The organism is Burkholderia sp. Bp9090, assembly GCF_003857985.1.
In the GTDB taxonomy this organism is placed as follows: Bacteria; Pseudomonadota; Gammaproteobacteria; order Burkholderiales; family Burkholderiaceae; genus Burkholderia.
On sequence record NZ_QTPV01000003.1, the window covers coordinates 60129 to 75550 of the forward strand.

Below are 15422 nucleotides of genomic sequence, written 5' to 3' on the forward strand. Positions count from 1 at the left end.
CGCATGACGACCGGCTCTGACGACGGACCGCGTGACGACGGCGACATTCGCGACGATCGCGACGATCGCGACTCGAGCGCCAGCGCGCCGCGCGACGGTCGTGGCCGCGCCGCACGTGGCCTGCGCGCGCGCATCGCGGTCGAGCTGTGGCGCGCGATCCGGCATTACCGCGCGCGCGTGCTGGCCGCGCTGGCGCTGCTGCTGCTCGCGAAGGCGGCGGCCGTTTCGGTGCCGCTGCTGCTGAAGGACATCGTCGACGGGCTGGGCCGCACGGCCGGCCAGCCGGTCGCACTGCCGGTTCTGCTGCTGTTCGCGTATGCGGTCGTGCGCTTCGCGGCGAACGCGCTGAACGAAGTGCGCGACATGACGTTCGTGCAGGTCACGCAGCACGCGGTCGCGTCGTTTACGGTCCGCACGTTCGGTCATCTGCACCGGCTCGGCGCGCGCTTTCATTCGCAGCGCGAGACCGGCGCGGTCGTGCGCGACCTCGAGAAAGGCACGGCCGGGATCGGCTACCTGCTCGGCGTCGCGGTGTTTACCGTCGTGCCGACCGCGATCGAGATCGGCTCGGTGCTGGTGATCGTGATCGGCAAGTATGGCGGCGGCTTCACCGCGATCATCCTCGTCACGTTCGCCGTCTATGCGGCCTACACGACCGTCTTCACGCGCCGGCGGATGCGCTACCAGCGTCGCGTGAACGTGCTCGAGGCCGAATCGAACGCGCGCGTGGTCGACAGCCTGCTCAACGTCGATACGGTCAAGTACTTCGCGCGCGAGGACGTCGAGCGCAGCCGGCTCGAACGCGTGCTCGACGCATGGCGCGAGGCCGGCGTCGACAACCAGTACGCGCTGTCGACGCTGCATATCGGGCAGAGCGCATGCATCGGCGCGGGCATCGCGGCGGTGATGCTGCTCGCCGGCCAGCATGTCGCGCGCGGCACGATGACGGTCGGCGATTTGGTGCTGATCAACGCGTACATCATCCAGATCAGCCTGCCGCTGAATGCGCTCGGCTTCGTGTTCCGCGAGGCGCACGACGCGATGACGAACATCGAACGATTGTTCGGGCTGCTCGACGCCCGCGGCGAGCCGGGCGAGGAGGGCGACGCGCCGGGCGCGCAGCCGCTCGCGGTGCGCGGCGGCGCGATCGAGTTCGAGCACGTCGACTTCGGCTACGAGCCGAGCCGGCAGATTCTGTGGGACGTGTCGTTTCGGGTCGAGCCGGGACAGTCGGTCGCGGTGGTCGGCGGGAGCGGCTCGGGGAAGTCGACGCTCGCGCGGCTGCTGTTCCGGCTGTACCAGCCCGATGCGGGGACGATCCGGATCGACGGCCAGGACCTGCGCCTCGTGACCGAGCGCAGCCTGCGCGATGCGCTCGGCATCGTGCCGCAGGACACGATCCTGTTCAACGACACGCTGGCCTACAACATCGCATACGGCAAGCGCGACGCGACGCGCAACTCGACGCGTTCATCGAGCGGCTGCCCGATGCGTACGACACGCGTGTCGGCGAGCGCGGCGTGCGGCTGTCCGGCGGCGAGCGGCAGCGTGTCGCGATCGCGCGCGCGCTGCTGAAGGCGCCGCCGATCGTCGTGTTCGACGAGGCGACGTCGGCGCTCGATACGCGCTCGGAGCGCGCGATCCAGCAGGAACTGATGCGCGTCGCGCGGCACCGCACGAGTCTCGTCATCGCGCACCGGCTGTCGACGATCGTCGACGCGGACCGGATCCTCGTGATGGAGCATGGCCGGCTCGTCGAGCAGGGCACCCACGACGAACTGCTGGCGAGCGACGGCGTGTATGCGCAGATGTGGTCGCTGCAGGCGAAGCAGCGCGAACTGGAGCGCACCGAGGCGAAGTTCGCGCTGCAGCCGGTGCGGATCAACCCGCTGGTGGCGCAGGTGCTCGATGCGCTGGCGGAAGCCGCCGCGCGCCGCGGCGTGCCGGTGTTCCGCGAGCTGTCGAACGAGGATCTGGTCGTCAAGGCCGATCCGGCCGCACTGCGGCGCTTCGTGTGGGAGCTGTGTCGCGGCGGGATCGACACGAGCGGCGGCGGGCGGGTCGAGGTGCGCACCGCGCGGCACGACCCCGACGCGCGGATCACGATCACGTGCACCGGTGTCGACGCGCCGGAGCTGTCGCTGGCCGATCTCGAACGGCTGCAGGGCGCGATCGAGGACGCGGGCGGCTACGTCGTTCGCGAGCGCGACGACGTCGGCGTGACGTTGCACCTGTCGCTGCCGCTGTGCGCGGTTGCGCCGGCGTCGCTGCAACCGGCCGACGCTGCCGCGCCGAATCCCGGGCCGGGCGCCGTTGCGGCCGCGGACGCGAAGCCGCTCGACGGCGTGCGCATCGCGTGCGTCGACGATCACGACGAGGCGCGCGAAGCGCTTGCCGCGCTGCTGCAGGTCGCCGGTGCGGACGTGCGTGTGTTCGCGTCCGGCCACGCGCTGCTCGACGAGATGCGGAACACGCGCCGCGCGGACTGGCCGGCGCTCCTGGTATGCGACATCGACCTTGGCGCCGACGAGGAAGACGGCTACACGGTGATGCGCCGCGTGCGCCAGCTCGACGCCGAGCGTGCGCGCGACGGCCGGGCGCCGCTCGAAGCGCTCGCGTTGTCGGGCCATGCCCGCGAGCGCGACCGCACGCGCGCGGTCGAAGCGGGTTTCCACGCCTATCTGACCAAGCCCGCGGCAGCGGCCGACCTGATCGCGACGCTGCGGGCGCTCGCGCTTTCCTCCGGAGATATCCATGCCGAACCTTTCGAATCCGACGCCCCCCGAAGTCCTGACCGAGCGCCGCGCCGGTAGCGCGTTCGCCGACCGCCAGGCCGCGGTCGCCGCCGTCGAGCTGCTGTTGCCGACGTTGTCGGCCGCGTTGCAGAGCGACTTCGTCGGCGACAGCGGCTGCCTGCACGTCGTGATCATGGATCCGGCGCTCGGGCCGCGCGACGCGGCGTTCGAGGATGCGATCCTGTACGAGTTCTCGCTGCCCGATCCGAAGGACTGGGATGCCGATTATCGTGCGTACGCCCGCGCGAAGGCGCGGCTGTCATGGGAAACCGGCCGCGACGGCCACGTCGTGCAGGCGCTCGAGCCGTACCGGCTGCGCGCGGGCGACACGAACCTGTGGGGCGGCGTCGCGCAGCACGGCATCGTGGTCGGCGTGTCGGGCGCGCAGCCCTGGTTCGACGAGGCGTTCGCGGGCTGCATCGCGCACTGCCTGCGTGCGCTCGCGAAGCACCGCGCGCAGGCGACGCCGGACGCGCTCGCGATCTGAGCGCAGGCGAGCGGGCCCGTTTTTACAGCCGGTTATAAAAAAGCCAGCGGGCGCGCGGGGGGAGCGCGATGTGGCGCGGGCGTTCGCGCAATGGCACGGTTTTCGCTGTACCTCTGGTACGACGTTTGTCACGACAAGTGTCAACGCCTCGATATTCCGGACGCTTACAGGAGGTGCATGTTGAACGCGACTCACGATCCAGCGCGAGCGTCGCTCGCCGGTCGCACCGCGCTCGTGACGGGCGGCGGTCGCGGCCTGGGCGAGGCCATCTGCGAGGAACTGGCGCAACACGGCGCACACGTGATCGTTGCCGATCTCGACGGCGATCGCGCGGCGGCCGTCGCGCAGCGCCTCGAGCGGCATGGCGGCCGCGCGGTCGGACGGCCGCTCGACGTGCGCGACGAGGCGTCGGTGCTGCAGGTCATGCACGACGCGCGCGAGGCGCTCGGCGACGTCGACGTGATCGTCAACAACGCGGCGATCGACGTGACCGCGCCGATCGACGACGTCAGCGTCGCCGCCTGGCAGCAGGTGATGATGACCAACCTGTTCGGCCCGTACCTGATGTGCCACGCGGCCGTGCCGATGATGAAGGCCCGCGGCAGCGGCCACATCGTCAACATCGCGTCGACCGCATCGAAGCGCGCATGGCCGAATGCGTCCGCGTATCACGCGACGAAGTGGGGGCTGCTCGGGTTGTCGCATGCGCTGCATGCGGAGCTTCGGCCGGCCGGCGTGAGCGTGTCGGCGATCGTCGCGGGCGGGATGCGCACGCCGTTCCTGCTCGATCGCTTCCCCGACATCGACGTGGACACGCTGCAGCCGCCGGAACACGTCGCGGCGGCCGTGCGTTTCGTGCTGACGCAGCCGCCGGGCACCGTCGTGCCGGAACTGATGGTGCTGCCGATGAAGGAGACGTCATGGCCGTGAGTCGCGCGCGACGGCTGCCCGGCGCGGTGCTGCTCGACAAGGACGGCACGCTGCTGGAGGACCTGCCATACAACGTCGACCCCGCGCGGATGCAGCTTGCGCCGGGCGCCGCGCGCGCATTGCGCACGCTCGGCGCGACGGGCATGCCGATCGCGGTCGTGTCGAACCAGCCGGGCGTCGCGCTCGGCTACTTTGCCGAATCGAAGCTTGGCGCGGTCCGTCAGCGTCTCGCCGAATTGTTCGAAGCGAACGGCGCGGTGCTGGCGGACTTTTTTTATTGCCCGCATCACCCGGCGGGCAGCGTGCCGCGCTACACCTGCGACTGCATCTGCCGCAAGCCGCGCCCGGGGATGGTGCGCCGCGCGATCGCCACGCTCGGCGCGGTCGCCGAGTGGAGCTGGATGATCGGCGACATTCTCGACGACGTCGAGGCCGGCCGCGCCGCGCGCTGCGGCACGATACTCGTCGACCGCGGCAACGAGACGCAATGGCGGCTCGATGCCGCGCGCACGCCGCACCATGTGGTCGACCGGCTCGACCTCGCCGCCGACCTCGTCGCGCGCGAGGCCGTGCGCCGCCACGGCTCGTGGGTGCGGCGATGAGCGCCGCCTGGGATCGCGCGCGACGCATTCTGTGCGTGCGCCTCGACAGCCTCGGCGACGTGCTGATGACGACCCCCGCGCTGCGCGCGCTGAAGGAGAGCGGGCGCGGCCGCCGGCTCACGCTGCTGACGTCGCGCACCGGCGCCGCGCTGGCGAAACACCTGCCGATGGTCGACGACGTGTGGACGTACGACGCGCCGTGGGTCAAGCATCCGGACGTGCGCGGCGATCCGGTCGTCGATCTCGACATGATCGACCGGCTGCTGGCCGGCCGTTTCGACGCGGCCGTGATCTTCACCGTATACAGCCAGAGTCCGTTGCCGGCCGCGATGATGTGCTGGCTCGCGGGCATCCCGCTGCGGCTCGCGCATTGCCGCGAGAACCCCTACGAACTGCTGACCGACCGCGTGCCCGAGACCGAGCCGGATTCGCGCGTGCGCCACGAAGTCGCGCGCCAGCTTGCGCTGGTCCGCGCGATCGGCGCGAAGACGTGCGACTGGCGCATGGCGTTCGAGCCGGGCGATGCGGCGAGACGCGCGCTGCACTCGCGCTTGCGCGCGGCGCTGCTGCGCATCGGCGGCCCGCGCCGGCCGGCGCCGGCGCGCACGCGCTGGCTGGTCGTGCATCCGGGCGCGAGCGCGGCATCGCGGCGCTGGCCGGCCGAGCGCTTCGGCGACGTGGCCGCGCGGCTCGCGCCGCTGTTCGACGGCATCGCGGTGACGGGCGGCGCCGACGAGCGCGCGCTCGTCGATGCCGTGTGCGAACGCGCGGGGCCGCGCGCCCGGCCCCACCCCCGGCGGGGTGCGCGACGGGGGCAGGGGCGCCGGAGAGAGACGGGCCCCCCGGCGGGGACGAAACAAACACCCCCCCCGGCCGCGCGCCGTGCCGCTCGCCGGCGTGCTGCCGCTCGGCGAGCTCGGCGCGCTGATCGAGACGGCCGACCTGCTGCTGACGAACAACAGCGGCCCCGTGCATCTCGCGGCCGCGCTCGGCACGCCGGTCGTCGATCTGTACGCGCTGACCAATCCGCAGCACACGCCGTGGCGTGTGCCGCACCGCGCGTTGAACGTCGACGTGCCGTGCCGCAACTGCTACCGCAGCGTCTGCAACCAGCCCGGCCATCCGTGCCTGCTCGGCGTGAGCGTCGACGATGTCGTCGAGGCGACGCACGGCTTGTTGCGCCGTAGCGCGCGCCATGCGCAACACGCGGCCGCGCGCGCCACCTTGCACGCTGCCGAGCCGGTCGCGGCGAACGCGTCGAGCGTGTCGAACGTGATTCCGTTCGCGCAAGTCATCACGAGGACCTGACGCATGCCTGCTCCGACCTATACGCTCGGCATCAATGCCGCCTTTCACGACAGCGCCGCGTGCCTCGTGCGCGACGGCGCGGTGATCGCGGCGGCCGAGGACGAACGCTTCACGCACGTGAAGCACGCGAAGCGGCCGGTGCCGTTCTCGACTTGGGAGCTGCCGTTTCACGCGATCGACTATTGTCTGGCGGAAGCGGACATCGCGCTCGCGGACGTCGACCATGTCGCATATTCGTACGATCCGTGGCTCGAACTGGACCGTCACGGCGACGCGCCCGAGCTGACGCTGCCGCTCGCGCCGTCCGCGCATGCGCGGCGTGCCGACGGCGCATCGCCGTGGCATCCGTTGTTCCTGTCGTCGATCGTGAACGCGCCGCGCCAGCTCGCGGGCGGCGCGCCGCACCACCTGCAGCGGCGCTTTCGCGGCGTCGCGCACGACGGGCCGTTTCGCTGGCATTTCATCGAGCACCACCTCGCGCACGAGGCGAGCGCGTTTCTCGCGGCGCCGTACGAGCACTGCGCGGTGATGACGATGGACGGACGCGGCGAACGCGCGACGACGAGCTACGGCGTGTTCGACGGCCAGTCGTACCGGCGGCTCGGCCAGGTCAACCTGCCGCATTCGCTCGGCCTGCTGTACGAGCGCGTGACGCGCTACCTCGGCTTCCTGCATTCGTCGGACGAGTACAAGGTGATGGCGCTCGCGTCGTACGGCAAGCCGGTGTTCGCGGACGCGATGCGCAAGCTGGTGAGCTACAACGGCGACGGGCGCTACGAGGTTGCCGACGGCGATCTCGTCGCGCTGTTCGGCGCGCCGCGCGAGCGCGGCGGACCGATCGAGCCGCATCACTGCGACATCGCGCATGCGCTGCAGCTGGTGCTCGAGGAAACGACGCTGCAGGCGGTCGACTGGCTCGCGGCCGAGAGCGGCGAGCAGCAACTGGCGATGGCGGGCGGCGTCGCGCTGAACTGCGTGATGAACGCGAAGATCCGCGATCGCGGCCCGTTCGACGACGTGTGGGTGCAACCGGCGGCAGGCGACGCGGGCACCGCGCTCGGCGCCGCGCTGTGGACCGATTTCCGGATGCGCGGGATGCGCGGCGACTGGCGGATGGATCACGCGTATCTCGGGCCGTCGTACGGCGACGATGCGATCGAGGCGTTCCTGAAGGAAGCGCGGCTGCCGTACCGGCGGCTCGCGGACGTCGCCAGCCAGACGGCCGCGCTGCTCGCGGCAAACCGCGTGATCGGCTGGTTCCAGGGCCGCATGGAGTTCGGGCCGCGCGCGCTCGGTGCGCGCTCGATCCTCGCGTCGCCGATCGATCCGGACATGCAGCGCAAGCTGAACCGGATCAAGGATCGCGAGGACTTCCGGCCGGTTGCGCCGGTCGTGCTAGAAAGCCACGCACACCACTGGTTCAACGGCGGGCGGCGCACGCCGCTGCGCGCGCCGTTCATGCTGTTCGTGTACGACATCGCGCCCGGCGCCGAGGCGACGATTCCGGCGGTGCGCCACATCGACGGCACCGCGCGCGTGCAGACCGTCGACGCACACCAGCATCCGCTGCTGCACGCGCTGCTGTCCGAGTTCGACGCGCTGACCGGCGTGCCGGTGCTCGTCAACACGTCGTTCAACACGCGCGGCGAACCGATCGTCTGCACGCCGCGCGACGCGCTCGAGTGCTTCTGGACTTCGCCGCTCGACGCGCTCGTGATCGGTTCGTTCCTGCTGGAGAAGCCGAGATGAACATGCGCGACACGCAGTTGCCGCCGGTCGTGTCGGTCGTCGTGCCGACGTACCGGCGGCCCCGCCTGCTCGAACGCTGCCTCGACGCGCTGTGCGCGCAGGTGTTCGATCCGACCACCTACGAGATCGTCGTCGTCGACGACGACCCGGCCGGCAGCGCATGGGAAACCGTCGACGCGTGCCGTGCGCGCATGACCGACGTGCCGGTGATCCGCTACATGACCGCGCCCGATACGCAGGGGCCGGCGGGCGCGCGCAACATCGGCTGGCGCAGCGCGCGCGGCGCGCTGATCGCGTTCACCGACGACGACACGATTCCCGATCCGACCTGGCTGCGCCACGGCGCGGCCGCGCTGCTGGCCGAACCGTCGGCAGCGGCCGCGGCGGGGCGCATCGACGTGCCGCTGCGAGCGCGCCCGACCGACCACGAGCGCGACGCGGCCGGCCTCGCGCATGCGGAATTCGCGACCGCGAACTGCTTCGTGCGGCGCGCGGCGCTGGAGCGCGTCGGCGGGTTCGACGAGCGCTTCACGCGCGCATGGCGCGAGGACGCCGACCTGATGTTCGCGCTGCGCGAGCATGCGGGGCCGATCGTCGGCGTCGATGCCGCGCGGATCGTGCATCCGGTGCGTCCCGCGCGCTGGGGCGCGAGCATCGGCCAGCAGTCGAAGGTGTATTTCGACGCGCTGCTGTACAAGAAGCATCGCGCGACCTACCGGCGTCATATCCGCGCGATGCCGCCGTGGAATTACTACGCGGCCGTGTTGTTCGCGCTCGGCGCGCTCGGCTGTTTCGCGGCCGGATGGCGCGTGCCGGGCATCGCATGCGCGGCGGCCTGGGCCGTGATCACGGCCGCATTCTGCGCGAAGCGGCTGCGCGGCACGCGGCTCACGCCGTCGCATGTCGCCGAGATGATCGTCACGTCGATCGCGATTCCGCCCGTGTCGCTGTACTGGCGCGTGCGCGGTGCGCTCCACTTCCGGGTGTTCTTCCTATGATGCTCGAATCCGTTTCGTCGTCCGGTCCGATGCGCATCGCGGTGTTCCGCGCGCTGCAGCTCGGCGACATGCTGTGCGCGGTGCCGGCGCTGCGCGCGCTGCGGCGCGGCGAGCCGGATGCGCGCATCACGCTGATCGGCTTGCCGTGGGCGCGCGAGTTCGCATCGCGCTTCTCGGACTACATCGACAATTTCATCGCGTTTCCCGGCGCGCCGGGCCTCGGCGAGCAGCCGGACGCCGAGCCGGCCGCGCGCGAGGCGTTCGTCGCGGAATGCCGCGCGCGCGACTTCGATCTCGCGATCCAGCTGCACGGCAGCGGCGTGCAGACCAACGCGATCGTCGCGTCGCTCGGTGCGACGCGCACCGCCGGTTTCGTGCCGCCCGACGGCGGCACGACCGCGCTCGACTGTGCGCTCGTCTGGCGCGACGGCGAGCCCGAGGTCACGCGCTACCTGGCGCTGACCCGCAAGCTCGGCTATCCGGACTGGGGCGACTACCTGGAGTTTCCGCTGGGCGGCCTCGACTACGCGCTGTGGCACGTGCTGTGCGACGAGCATGCGCTCGATCCGGGCCGCTACGTGATCGTTCATCCGGGCGCGCGGATGGCGTCGCGGCGCTGGCCGGTCGAGCGTTTCGCGAGCGCGGCACACCAGCTCGCGGACGACGGCTGGCAGATCGTGTTGACCGGCACGCGCGCGGAACTCGCGCTGGCCGGCGCGTTCGTCGAACATCTCGCGCGGCCGTGCGTGAACCTGTGCGGGCGCACGCCGCTCGGCGCGCTGGCCGCGCTGATCGGCCGCGCGCGACTCGTGCTGTGCAACGACACGGGCGTGTCGCATGTCGCGGCGGCGTTCGGCACGCCGAGCATCGTCGTCGCATGCGGCAGCGACACGGCCCGCTGGGCGCCGCTCGACGCCGAACGCCATCGCGTGCTCGCGCACTATCCGGCCTGCCGGCCGTGCGCGTTCGATACCTGCCCGTACGGGCACGAGTGCGCGACGGCGATCGGCGTCGACGACGTGATGGAGCGGGCGGGCAAGCTGCTCGCGGAGGAGAGACGTCATGTCACGTAAGCGCTTGCGCGTGCTCACCTGGCACGTGCATGGCAACTATCTGTATTACCTGTCGCAGGTGCCGCACGATTTCTACATCGTGACGAAGCCGCAGCATCCGCCCGGTTACGCGGGTCGGGTCGGGCACCTGCCGTGGGGCGACAACGTGTACGAGGTGCCCGTCGAGTGCGTGCGCGACACCGAGTTCGACTGCGTGCTGTACCAGCATCACAATCACTACGCGCACGACCGGTTGCGGCTCCTGAGCGACGCGCAGCGTGCGCTGCCGGCGCTGTTCGTCGAACACGATCCGCCGCGCGAGCATCCGACCGACACGCTGCACCCCGTGCAGGACCCGAACGTGTTGCTGGTGCACGTGACGCCGTTCAACGCGCTGATGTGGGACAGCGGCGTCACGCCGACGCGCGTGATCGAGCACGGCGTGCTGCTGCCCGACGGTGTCGAGTATCGCGGCACGCTGCCCAAGGGCGTGACGGTCGTGAACCACCTCGCGCGACGCGGGCGGCGTCTCGGCGCGGACCTGTTCGAGACCGTGCGTCACAGCGTGCCGCTCGATCTGGTCGGGATGGGCTCGGCCGAGCTCGGCGGCATCGGCGAGGTGCCGAATCCGGCGCTCCCGCAGTTCCTGTCGCACTACCGCTTCTTCTTCAATCCGATCCGCTACACGAGCCTCGGGCTCGCGGTGATCGAGGCGATGATGATCGGGCTGCCGATCGTTGCGCTCGCAACGACGGAGATGGCGCAGCTCGTGAGGAGCGGCTGCAACGGGGTCGCCGATACGCGGCCTGCCGTGTTGATCGACGCGATGCGCATGCTGCTCCGCGATCCGGATCTCGCGCGCGAGTGGGGCGCGGCGGCGAAGCGCGACGCGTGCGAGCGGTTCGGGATCGAGCGGTTCGTGCGCGAGTGGGACAGCGCGTTGTGCGACGTCGCGGCGTAGACCGGGCGGCCGCCGGCGCGGCCCGCTTACGGGTTCGTTGCGCCCGGCGGCATACCGGCGCTCGGGCTGCCGGCGGCACTGGCCGCAGCGTCGGTCCCGCTGGCGCCGCTTGCGCTGCTCGCGGCGGGCGTCGGCGCAGCCGCGCCGCTCGCCGCGTTGCGCTCGTGTTCGGGCAACAGCGCGAGCCGGTTGTACAGCGTCTTCAGGCTGATGCCGAGCGCCTTCGCGGTGCGCGGCTTGTCGCCGTTGAAATGGCGCAGCGACGCGACGATGAAGCGCTGCTGCGTATGCGCGAGTGTCGTGCCGATATGGAGCGTCATCGCGTTGTGACGCACCTCCTCGCGCGGCGGCTGGCGGCGCGGCAGCTGCAGTTCGATCTGCTCGTCGGCGAGAATGAACGCGCGCTCCAGCGCGTTGCGCAGCTCGCGCACGTTGCCGGGCCACGTATAGGCGCGCAGCGCCTTCATCGCCTGCAGCGACAGACGCTTGCGCGTGCGATGCCGTGCATTCAGCCGTTCGACGATCTGCAGCGCGATGTCGCCGACGTCGTCCTCGCGCTGCCGCAGCGCGGGCACGTGCAGCGCGATCGTCGCGATCCGGTAGAACAGATCCTCGCGCAGCCGGCCGCTGCGCACGGCCTCGACCGGATCGTGATGGGTGGCCGCGACGATCCGCACGTCGAGCGGAATCGCTTCGTGACCGCCGACGCGCACGATCGTGTTCGTCTCCAGCGTGCGCAGCAGTTTCACCTGCAATTCCGCCGGCATTTCCGCGATTTCGTCGAGAAACAGCGTGCCGCCGCGCGCGGCTTCGAACATGCCCACATGTTGCGCGATCGCGCCGGTGAAGCTGCCTTTTTCATGTCCGAACAAATGGGATTCCGCGATGTCTTTCGGAATCGCCCCGCAGTTGACGGGCACGAACGGCCCGCGCCGGCGCGGGCTCATGTCGTGGATGAGCCGCGCGACGATGTCCTTGCCGGCGCCGCTCTCGCCGACCACCAGGACGCTGACGCGCGTCGCGGCGACACGCGCTACCTTCAGCAGCAGGTCCTGAATCGTTGGCGAGCGGCCGAACAGCCGCGCGCCGTCATCGTCGGATTTCGACATGAGTGTATCGAGTTGGAAGTATTGACCGAAACCGTCGAGGAGCAGGCGAAAAAATGACCGCCACGCATCATTTTTTCATGTGGAAAGCATACCTTTTATGCCCGTTTCGCCGGATTGAATCTGGCAATGCGGTGGTCGACGACAGATAGATTTATTCGATGATCGGCGAAGGCACGACGCACTTCTTCTATACTTCTAGGCACGCGTTTGTCACTGCAGGACAGCTAATTTGCTCATTCGTGTGCGGTGCGGATGTGCCGCCGGAGTTCCGGCGTCGTACCCCGCATCGCACGCCCGCCGCGGTTTCGGCCGACGCCTTGCGCCCGGGCCGCACCCACCAGGAGCTTCGATGCCTTATGTCCTGATCGTCGAAGACGACGCCGATACGCGAACGATGCTCGCGACGCTCGCACAAGCGCAGCAGCTTGCATGCGACACGGCCGCGACCCTCGAGGAAGCGCGCACGCTCGTCTCGACGCACACCCCCGATCTCGTGTTGTGTGATCTCGTGCTGCCGGACGGCAACGGCATGGATCTGTTCGACGCGTTGCCGAAGCGCGCGCATTGCGAAATGGTGCTGACCACCGGTCACGCGAGCCTCGAAACCGCGATCGACGCATTGCGGCGCGGCGCGACCGACTATCTGGTGAAGCCGATCAACATGCAGCGGCTGAACAGCATCTTCGCGCGCGTGCCGCGCACCACCGCACTGCATGAGGAAATCGCCGAACTGCGCTCCGAACTGAAGCGTCTCGGCCGCTTCGGCCGGATGCTCGGCAGCTCGCCCGCGATGCAGGCCGTCTACGATGCGATCGGTCGCGTCGCGCGCACCGAGGCGTCGGTGCTGCTCACCGGCGAGTCGGGCACCGGCAAGGAACTCGCCGCGCAGACGGTGCACGACCTGAGCCTGCGCCGCCGCGGCCCGTTCCTCGCGGTGAACTGCGGCGCGATCGCCGCGAATCTCGTCGAGAGCGAGATGTTCGGCCACGACCGCGGCAGCTTCACCGGCGCCGAGCGGCAGCACAAGGGCTTCTTCGAACGCGCGGACGGCGGCACGCTGTTCCTCGACGAAATCACCGAGATGCCGGTCGAATCGCAGGTCAAGCTGCTGCGCGTGCTGGAAACCGGGCGGCTCACGCGGCTCGGCTCGACGCGCGAGATCGACGTCGACGTGCGCATCGTCGCGGCGACCAACCGCGATCCGGAAGCCGCGATGGCCGACGGCAAGCTGCGGCCCGACCTCTATCACCGGATCAACGTGTTCCCGATTCCGCTGCCGTCGCTGAGCGAGCGCGGCGACGACATCCCGATGCTCGCCGACGCGTTCCTGCAGCACTACAACGCGGAAAGCGGCCGCAATCTGCGCTTTGCGCCCGCCGCGCGCGAAGCGCTGAAGTCCTACGCATGGCCCGGCAACGTGCGCGAGCTGCGCAACTTCGTGCAGCGCGCGAGCATCTTCGCCGACGCGGACGTGATCGACACGCTGCCGCCGCTGATCATGGACGAACTGTCGAACATGGTCGACGCGCACGAGGATCGCGTGACGGTGCCGTTCGGCACGCCGCTCGAGGAAGTCGACCGCAAGCTGATTCTCGGCACGATCGCGAAATGCGGCGGCGTGAAGGCGCAGGCGGCCGAAGTGCTGGACGTGAGCCTGAAGACGATCTACAACCGGCTCGCGCAACTGGAAGACGAAGCGGAAAAACCGGACTCCTGATGTCGTGCCGGGCGCGCTCATGCGCGCCCGCCCGCGCGGCGACGCGCGTCGTCGTCGAGCCGGCGGCGCATGCGTTCGACGTGCGGCGGCAGCGCGCACCGTTCGCGCAGGATCCACGGCAGGCCCGCGAAGGCGGGCACGATGCCGCGTTCGCGCCACAGGCGCGGCAGCATGCGGACGGTATGCGCGAGCGCGGCGCGGGCCGGCCATCTGAGCCACGCGGTCCACACCGCGTTGCGGGCGGACACGCTCGCGCGCGTCTGCACGTCGCGTTGCTTCGAAGGGTAATGATGAACCGTCAGACGCGGTGCATAGACGAGCCACGCGCCCGCGCGATACAGGTCGAGCGCGAGCAGCGCTTCCTCGCCGCCGAGGAAGTAGCGCGGATGATAGCCGCCCGCGGCCACGAACGCGTCGCGCCGGAATGCGCTCGCGCCGGCCAGCAGCCCGAGGATCGGGCGGCCCGGCAGCGCGACGGGCGCATCGAGCGGGCTGTCGGCCATCAGCCGGCAGGTCGGGTCTTCGCGCCGGTCGGGGCCGACCAGCACGCGCGCGGTGACGGCCGCGACATGCGGGTACGCATCGAGCAGGTTCGCGGCTTCGGCGAGCGAGCCGGGCGCCCACCACGTGTCGTCGTCGCAGAACGCGACGTGGCGCGTGCGGGCGACGGCCGCGCCGAGATTGCGGCCGGCGGCCCCGAGATTGGCCGGCGCATGCACCAGCGTCGCATGAGGAAAGCGGCTGTGCATGAGCGCCGCGGTCGCGTCGTCCGAGCCGTTGTCGACGACGACGATCGCCGGCCGGTCGGGCAGCGCGGAGAGCCGCGCCAGCGTGCGCGCGAGCTCCATCGAGCGCCGGCAGGTCAGCACCACCGCGGTCACGCGTGGTTCGCGCGGCGGCAGCACGACACGCGCGGGCGTCACGCGGACGTGCCGTCGCATTCGAGCCGCCAGTATGTTTCGGGTTCACGGAGATCGGCACGCATATGAGGCTCCAACAGCGCAATCTGGCTCGCATACGCGTCGACGGCGGCGGCCTTCGCAGCCGCCGTGTCCATGCCGTTGCCGGCCGGCGCGCCGACCGGGCGGCCGATCCAGCCGTGCTCGCGCCAGCCGGTCACGCGCCGGGCCATCAACCCGTCGATCCGCCGGTACGGCACATCCTCGTAGAAGCGCCACACGCGCGCTGCGTCGCCGGCCCGGCCGTGATCGCGCAGCAGCGCCAGCGCGGCCTGCTGAACCTGCAGGTGATCGCGATGGAACAGGCCGGCCGGCGCCAGCACGCCGAAGCCCGGGTGCGCGTCGATCACGTCGGCCACGCGCGCGGCGATTGCCGCCGACGCGGCCGGCGTGCCGTACTGGTCGTCGAGGAAGTCGAGCCAGACGGGCCGCGCATCGAGCAGCGCGAGCGCATGACGGTCCTCGTCGCGGCGCCTGCGCATCGCGTCGTCGGCCGTGCGGAATCCCGCGCGACGGTCCCACGGCGGCGCGGCCGTACCGTGTTCCGGAATGCCCGCGAACACCGTGACGACGACCGAGCCCGGTGCCTGCGCGAGCAGCTGCCCGCAACTGAATACGGCGTCGTCGAGGTGCGGCGAGACGACGAGCCAGCGTGTCGGAGCGGTCATGGTATGAAGGTCTCCCAGGTCAGCACAGGCGGCCGAGCAGGTGACGTGCCCGTCCGGCTGCGCGTGGCCGGCTGCCGCCGGTGGGTC

Annotated in this window: 11 protein-coding genes and 2 pseudogenes; 10 read left to right on the plus strand and 3 right to left on the minus strand. The window is 70.6% G+C overall.

The features are described 5' to 3' along the window. Positions 1 to 3: 3 nt before the first annotated feature. The 9 genes and pseudogenes from DIE16_RS03695 to DIE16_RS03735 all read left to right on the plus strand — a co-directional run bounded on the left by DIE16_RS03695 (position 4) and on the right by DIE16_RS03735 (position 10882). Positions 4 to 2813, plus strand: a pseudogene (locus tag DIE16_RS03695) (ABC transporter transmembrane domain-containing protein). Continuing rightward, on the plus strand, positions 2755 to 3282 hold the full coding sequence (locus DIE16_RS03700; RefSeq protein ID WP_082088721.1) for a hypothetical protein: 528 nt from the start codon (positions 2755 to 2757) through the stop codon (positions 3280 to 3282). The pseudogene DIE16_RS03695 and the gene DIE16_RS03700 overlap by 59 nt, the downstream one beginning before the upstream one ends. Before the next feature lie 177 nt (positions 3283 to 3459). Continuing rightward, complete coding sequence (locus DIE16_RS03705) at positions 3460 to 4212, plus strand: SDR family oxidoreductase (protein ID WP_124485774.1); 753 nt, start codon at positions 3460 to 3462, stop codon at positions 4210 to 4212. Then, on the plus strand, positions 4203 to 4814 hold the full coding sequence (locus DIE16_RS03710; RefSeq protein WP_044848165.1) for an HAD-IIIA family hydrolase: 612 nt from the start codon (positions 4203 to 4205) through the stop codon (positions 4812 to 4814). Before DIE16_RS03705 ends, DIE16_RS03710 begins: the two co-directional genes overlap by 10 nt. Then, positions 4811 to 5873 (plus strand): annotated as a pseudogene (locus DIE16_RS03715) (glycosyltransferase family 9 protein); the annotation flags it as partial. The gene DIE16_RS03710 and the pseudogene DIE16_RS03715, both read left to right, overlap by 4 nt. A gap of 252 nt (positions 5874 to 6125) precedes the next feature. Next, on the plus strand, positions 6126 to 7871 hold the full coding sequence (locus DIE16_RS03720; protein WP_124528766.1) for a carbamoyltransferase C-terminal domain-containing protein: 1746 nt from the start codon (positions 6126 to 6128) through the stop codon (positions 7869 to 7871). Next, positions 7868 to 8869 carry a glycosyltransferase family 2 protein gene (locus tag DIE16_RS03725; RefSeq protein ID WP_124485777.1) on the plus strand — a complete coding sequence of 334 codons (1002 nt, stop codon included), beginning with the start codon at positions 7868 to 7870 and terminating at the stop codon, positions 8867 to 8869. The genes DIE16_RS03720 and DIE16_RS03725 overlap by 4 nt, the downstream gene beginning before the upstream one ends. Beyond that, positions 8866 to 9942 (plus strand): glycosyltransferase family 9 protein, encoded by a 1077-nt coding sequence (locus tag DIE16_RS03730; protein ID WP_124891827.1) that lies wholly within the window; start codon positions 8866 to 8868, stop codon positions 9940 to 9942. Before DIE16_RS03725 ends, DIE16_RS03730 begins: the two co-directional genes overlap by 4 nt. Next, entirely contained in the window at positions 9932 to 10882 is a 951-nt protein-coding gene (locus DIE16_RS03735) for a glycosyltransferase (protein ID WP_124666130.1), read from the plus strand. Before DIE16_RS03730 ends, DIE16_RS03735 begins: the two co-directional genes overlap by 11 nt. Before the next feature lie 26 nt (positions 10883 to 10908). Here the strand turns inward: DIE16_RS03735 and DIE16_RS03740 are convergent, their stop codons facing one another. Further along, positions 10909 to 11991, minus strand: a complete 1083-nt coding sequence (locus DIE16_RS03740; RefSeq protein ID WP_124891828.1) for a sigma-54-dependent Fis family transcriptional regulator — start codon at positions 11989 to 11991, stop codon at positions 10909 to 10911. Between the two features lie 349 nt (positions 11992 to 12340). Between DIE16_RS03740 and DIE16_RS03745 the strand changes: the two genes are divergently transcribed. Further along, positions 12341 to 13708 (plus strand): sigma-54 dependent transcriptional regulator, encoded by a 1368-nt coding sequence (locus tag DIE16_RS03745; protein ID WP_124891829.1) that lies wholly within the window; start codon positions 12341 to 12343, stop codon positions 13706 to 13708. A gap of 17 nt (positions 13709 to 13725) precedes the next feature. On the opposite strand, the gene DIE16_RS03750 is transcribed toward DIE16_RS03745, so the two are convergent. Both DIE16_RS03750 and DIE16_RS03755 read right to left on the minus strand, forming a co-directional pair. After that, on the minus strand, positions 13726 to 14649 hold the full coding sequence (locus tag DIE16_RS03750) for a glycosyltransferase family 2 protein (RefSeq protein ID WP_124485781.1): 924 nt from the start codon (positions 14647 to 14649) through the stop codon (positions 13726 to 13728). Beyond that, a complete protein-coding gene (locus DIE16_RS03755) occupies positions 14628 to 15335 on the minus strand; it encodes a PIG-L deacetylase family protein (RefSeq protein WP_124891830.1) in 708 nt (235 codons plus the stop codon). Before DIE16_RS03755 ends, DIE16_RS03750 begins: the two co-directional genes overlap by 22 nt. Positions 15336 to 15422 lie beyond the last annotated feature (87 nt).

Coding starts and splice junctions, on each gene's coding strand:
- DIE16_RS03730 (WP_124891827.1), top strand. CDS start 8,866: ATGATGCTCGAATCCGTTTCGTCGTCCGGTCCGATGCGCATCGCGGTG.
- DIE16_RS03710 (WP_044848165.1), top strand. CDS start 4,203: ATGGCCGTGAGTCGCGCGCGACGGCTGCCCGGCGCGGTGCTGCTCGAC.
- DIE16_RS03740 (WP_124891828.1), bottom strand. CDS start 11,991: ATGTCGAAATCCGACGATGACGGCGCGCGGCTGTTCGGCCGCTCGCCA.
- DIE16_RS03745 (WP_124891829.1), top strand. CDS start 12,341: ATGCCTTATGTCCTGATCGTCGAAGACGACGCCGATACGCGAACGATG.
- DIE16_RS03720 (WP_124528766.1), top strand. CDS start 6,126: ATGCCTGCTCCGACCTATACGCTCGGCATCAATGCCGCCTTTCACGAC.
- DIE16_RS03735 (WP_124666130.1), top strand. CDS start 9,932: ATGTCACGTAAGCGCTTGCGCGTGCTCACCTGGCACGTGCATGGCAAC.
- DIE16_RS03700 (WP_082088721.1), top strand. CDS start 2,755: ATGCCGAACCTTTCGAATCCGACGCCCCCCGAAGTCCTGACCGAGCGC.
- DIE16_RS03705 (WP_124485774.1), top strand. CDS start 3,460: ATGTTGAACGCGACTCACGATCCAGCGCGAGCGTCGCTCGCCGGTCGC.
- DIE16_RS03725 (WP_124485777.1), top strand. CDS start 7,868: ATGAACATGCGCGACACGCAGTTGCCGCCGGTCGTGTCGGTCGTCGTG.
- DIE16_RS03750 (WP_124485781.1), bottom strand. CDS start 14,649: ATGCGACGGCACGTCCGCGTGACGCCCGCGCGTGTCGTGCTGCCGCCG.
- DIE16_RS03755 (WP_124891830.1), bottom strand. CDS start 15,335: ATGACCGCTCCGACACGCTGGCTCGTCGTCTCGCCGCACCTCGACGAC.